At 45.1% G+C, this 4,811-nt stretch carries 4 protein-coding genes and 1 pseudogene; 2 read left to right on the forward strand and 3 right to left on the reverse strand.

Features of this window, described 5'->3' with window-relative positions; genetic code table 11:
• Positions 1 to 383: 383 nt before the first annotated feature.
• Entirely contained in the window at positions 384 to 1,628 is a 1,245-nt protein-coding gene (locus GB993_RS12865) for an ISL3 family transposase (protein ID WP_161004598.1), read from the reverse strand.
• Positions 1,629 to 1,773: 145 nt separating this feature from the next.
• Positions 1,774 to 1,863 carry a putative holin-like toxin gene (locus GB993_RS13215; RefSeq protein ID WP_021353390.1) on the reverse strand — a complete coding sequence of 30 codons (90 nt, stop codon included), beginning with the start codon at positions 1,861 to 1,863 and terminating at the stop codon, positions 1,774 to 1,776.
• Between the two features lie 478 nt (positions 1,864 to 2,341).
• Here GB993_RS13215 and GB993_RS12875 point away from each other — a divergent pair.
• Positions 2,342 to 3,629, forward strand: a pseudogene (locus GB993_RS12875) (FAD-dependent oxidoreductase).
• Positions 3,630 to 3,670: 41 nt separating this feature from the next.
• Positions 3,671 to 3,865 (forward strand): IS66 family transposase, encoded by a 195-nt coding sequence (locus tag GB993_RS13275; RefSeq protein ID WP_161004600.1) that lies wholly within the window; start codon positions 3,671 to 3,673, stop codon positions 3,863 to 3,865.
• Between the two features lie 312 nt (positions 3,866 to 4,177).
• Here GB993_RS13275 and GB993_RS12885 read toward each other — a convergent pair.
• Positions 4,178 to 4,811 (reverse strand): Cna B-type domain-containing protein (locus GB993_RS12885; protein WP_161004599.1); only part of this gene is annotated, 634 nt, incomplete at its 5' end.

Here is a 4,811-nt window from a genome sequence, read left to right on the forward strand (position 1 = left end):
TGCGCCTACGGCACCAACTGCGCCTACGGCACCAACTGCGCCTACGGCACCAACTGCGCCTACGGCACCAACTGCGCCTACGGCACCAACTGCGCCTACTGCGCCTACTGCGCCAACTGAACCAAGCAAGCCAACTACTCCAACTTGCCAGCGTTACGTTGTGGTTGTAATTATCCGGGTTCACTACTACAGTTACCGCAGCTACAGCTGCCGCCCATTCTTCGCAGCGAACCGTTGCTTCCGCTCCTGCGCTTGGATGCCATTCTTCTTCTAAGCCGGCAGCTCTGACTTAAGTACATTTTTTTGGCTCTACGTCAACTGGTGTTGAAGAATAAATTTATCATTTGAGGCGGTTCTCCATTTGGGGAGCCGTCTTTGTCATGTTATGCCGTGATTTGGTAGATTCGTTTGAAGAAGTTCAGCTGATTCTTGAAGCCAAAACAGGATCGTTTGAGTGACTTGATGCGGCGGTTAACCCCTTCGATCGGACCGTTGGAATAAGGGCTGGTGACAGCGGCGAGAACAGCGACTTTGTGTCGCTTAAGCGTCGCGATCGTCATGTCCATTGCCGTACCGTTTGGCTCGTAAGTAGCTAACAGGTTTGCCAGTTCCGCGGGATGTTTCTTCACCATCAAAGCATCATGAAGCGCTAAGTAGGTCTCGTAGGTTTGCTTGAGCTTGGGCTCAGTATCAAGTGCGATATCGATGGCCTCCTGTTGCGTGACGTCTTCATTCAAACCAAACAGGAACTGTTTGTGTTTAGCGTCAGGCGCAGTTTGATGAAAAAGCCGCCAGTTTGTCTTCATGATCTTATAAGGACGGCTGTGCTTGTCATCAAGCTGTTTGAGCGCTTGGACGCGTACCTGATCAAGGGCACGAGCCGCAAGTTGAATGATATGGAACCGATCAATGACGACTTGGGCCTTGGGGAAAACCTCATGAATAATCGTCTGATAAGCTGCATTCATGTCCATGGTGACCGTCTGGACCCGAGTGCGTTCAGCGAGTGAATAATGAGCGATGAAGAAGTTTTTAATCGTGCGATTGAATCGGTCACCAAGCAAGGCAATCAGACGATGTGAATCGGCATCAAGACAGATAAACGACATCATGCCATGAGTGGAACGGAACTCATCAAAGCAGAGTCGCGTGGGTAGCCGGCGAGCAGGTCGGAGTTTGAGATTTTGGTCAATGATCCGTTGAACCGAGGGGGCTGAGATTCCGATAATACGGGCGACGGTTTTGACCGGCAACCGTTCATGCGCTAACTTCATGATTCGTTCTGTCATGTGAGCGGCGATCGTGTGGTTGGGTTGCACGAGTGGCGTCTTGGCACTGACTGTGTGGTAACAGTTATGACAGCGCCATCGTTGCTTGTGCAAGTCAATGACTGTCGGCATTTCAACCCCGTTGAGGACGCGCACGTGGGCCGTGTAAAACCCGTTAGGGTGCAAGGCCTCAAAGCCACACAGTGGGCACCGGGTTAACCGGTAAGTCAGCTCGGCATCAATCACATGATACTGGCGGCGACGTACCCCGTTGCCGCGATATTCATGACGAACAAAGGCTACTTTGATATTATGGTCTGGTATTCCAAGGACGGACAGTGTAGGATCGTATTGGGACATTTACTCATAACCTCGCTTGCTTTTGGTTTCGACGCTAACAAGCATAGCATGGACACTGAGTAGGTGTCTTTTTGCGTTATCCAAAAAGGGCCTATACGTTCAGTGTTGATTATTTCTCAACACCAGAAAGTGTAGACCCCTTTTTTTATTTGTGGTGCTTGTCGATATAGCTGAGGAGCGCGATTAAAAACGTGCCAAACAGCAACATCAACGAGAGTGTCTGGAAGACGCTCATTGACTGTGAAACCTTCCTGAAGATTATTCCATGTTCCCATGGGCCTCACCTCACAAGGGAAAAGACAGCCACCGCCCTTAAAACTTCTTGCTCAATCCATTATACAGGGAAATTAAAAATCAACCAAGAGCAATAAAACTGCTCTTGACAGCAAAGGAAAGCTACAACACTAGCAAGGTCAGCAAGCAAGGCTAATAATACTGCTGCAATGGGAAATGACAAGCGTCCAGTAGGGAGGTCCAAGAGCGGACGCAAACCCTACCAGACAGTACGATTATAAAAGTAAAGAAGGTCATAAAATCGGCTACTAGATGGAAAACTGTGGTAAAAGACAAATAAGATGGTGAAATGATGACTATAGAGTCAAGTCAGATAAACCGGTGATTGAGCATACAAATTGCTTTTGACACTTCACTTACTTATAATAAGTACAATAACAAATGACTAGTAAAAGGCGGGTAAAACATTAGCTAAGTACTTGGCGCAGCATGATGAGACCGTGCTTCTGATCGAACGGTCAAAACAAATGTATGGAGGAACTTGCATCAATGTTGGCTGCCTACCATCTAAAAATTTAATTTTTAATGGCCAACGTGGCGTGGACTTCACTACAGCAGTTAATAAGCGTGGTGAGATGACTAGACAGTTGCGAAACAAAAACTATCACATGGTGGCTGATGAGCCACTAGCAACGGTTTGGGATGGGTCAGCCCGTTTTATCGACAATTATGTTTTGGCAGTCGTAATGAGTGATGGAACGACTAAGGAGGTGAGAGGTGAACGTATCTTTATTAATACTGGAGCAGTTCCAAATTGGCCATCAATCCCAGGGCTAGAATTTAGTCAGCGGATTTTTACGTCTAAAGAAGCTATGGAATTGGAGAAACAACCGAAACGACTAGCAATTATTGGTGGCGGTTATATTGGCCTTGAATTTGCTGGAATGTTTAATTCCTTTGGTACGCATGTAACGATTTTCGACCAACATACCAGATTGTTAGAGCGCGAAGATCCTGATATTGCGACCGAGGTCGTAGCAGATCTGACTGACGCAGGGATCGAGATTAAACTGGCGACTCAACTAACTCAAGTAAAAGATAATGGTGAGAAGGTTACATTATATTATCAACAAGGTGATCAAACTAACACTGCGGAATTTGATGCGGTATTAGTTGCAGTCGGTCGACGGCCTAATATAAATAGTTTAGGACTAGAAAATACTGATATTGCTTTAACCAATCGCGGTGCTATTCAGGTCGATGATCATTTAAGAACTACAGTACAAAACATTTGGGCTTTAGGTGACGTTAATGGTGGCCCTATGTTCACTTATGTCTCATTGGATGATTTTCGTATTATCATAGATCAATTGTTTGGTAAGGGGGATCGCTCAACGGCCGATCGAATGGTGATACCGACTGCTTCGTTCCTAAATCCACCACTGGGCCAACGTTGGCTTAAGTGAACGTCAAGCTAAGAGTGCAGGTTATGATTTACAAACCTTCAAGCTATCAGTCAAGGCGATTCCAAAGGCCCGGGTCTTGGAGGATCAACGCGGGCTTTATAAGGTAATCGTTGATCAAAAAACACACCTTATTTTAGGGGCAACATTGTATGCCGCTGAGGCTCATGAAACCATCAATCTAATTGCATTGGCAATGAAGGCCAAATTACCTTACGAAAGATTACGCGACATGATTTATACTCATCCAACAATGTCTGAAGCCTTGAATGATCTTTTTAAGACCCCGGTTGTGAAAAGCTAACGCCCTAGAAACACAAAGCCGACTAGTTAATCGAGGAAACAATCAAGAAATCACCGTTAAAATTATTACGCAATGTGATTAACAATGCCCCTAATCTAAAGGACCGGGTTTACCAGATCTTTGAGCATTGTGATCTACCTTTACACAATAACCACGATGAGCAACAGATCCACTCTACCACGCTGGTGCGAAAGAATAAGTCTGTTCACAAAACCAACGGCAGGCGCAAAGGCTAATACGATCTGGTTTGGGATTGTACAAATGGTAAAATTAAATAAACTGGACGTCTTTAAGTATTTTTAACCATTACTAACGGTTAACACGCAACGTAACACGCCAGATATTGAGGCTTATTTACCGGGGGCTCCAGAAATTCAGGCCATGTGTCGTGTTTAATAGAGAAACCAAAGCGGGCGACTAACGCAGAAAACTGCGTTGGTCGCCCGCTATTTTTGTTTGAACCCAGGGATCTGAGATACCATCAATGGTTAAGATTCAACCCAGTTCGTTGTGGAGTGCTTACGATCATTCAATCATGATCAACATAATCAAATAGTAAATCTATTTATAACTACTAAACCCAAGCTTAGCAATAACGTCACTAGTCCAATTAACATCATACCTATTGATGATTCATTACCTGTTTGAGGTAATTTACCTGTTTTTTCGTAGGTTTTACCTTGAGTGTAAGCCTTTGGTGTTACCTTATTCCCATTATTAGGAACTTGAGGTTTCTTAGGCTTTGTCGGGTTATTAGGAACTTGAGGTTTCTTAGGCTTTGTCGGGTTATTAGGAACCTGGGGCTTCTTAGGCTTTGTCGGGTTATTAGGAACTTGAGGTTTCTTAGGCTTTGTCGGGTTATTAGGAACCTGGGGCTTCTTAGGCGTTGTCGGATTATGGGTATTAGTAATATTGTAACCATCAACAGTACTGGTGTATCCAGCAACTGCATTTTCCGTTACCGTGTAGGTGATCTTCTGACCATTAGCGTAAGCGGCTAAGTTGTCGAAACTGTACTGCCAGTTATCGCTAGCACTAACCGTCTTGCTTGCGACTTGTTGACCGTTAGCCAACAAGTTCACTGTGATTGAACTTGGACGGACTCCATCTTGATTGTTGTTATCGTTCCAAGTCTTGGTTCCAGATACCTTGACGGTGGCAGGAGTGTGGTTGTTGGTTACG

The sequence above is a fragment of the Furfurilactobacillus milii genome (genome assembly GCF_009864005.1).
Lineage (GTDB): Bacteria > Bacillota > Bacilli > Lactobacillales > Lactobacillaceae > Furfurilactobacillus > Furfurilactobacillus rossiae_B.

Bases quoted from the DNA above. Each gene is read 5' to 3' on its own strand.
- GB993_RS12865 (WP_161004598.1), bottom strand. From the start codon at position 1,628: ATGTCCCAATACGATCCTACACTGTCCGTCCTTGGAATACCAGACCAT.
- GB993_RS13215 (WP_021353390.1), bottom strand. From the start codon at position 1,863: ATGAGCGTCTTCCAGACACTCTCGTTGATGTTGCTGTTTGGCACGTTT.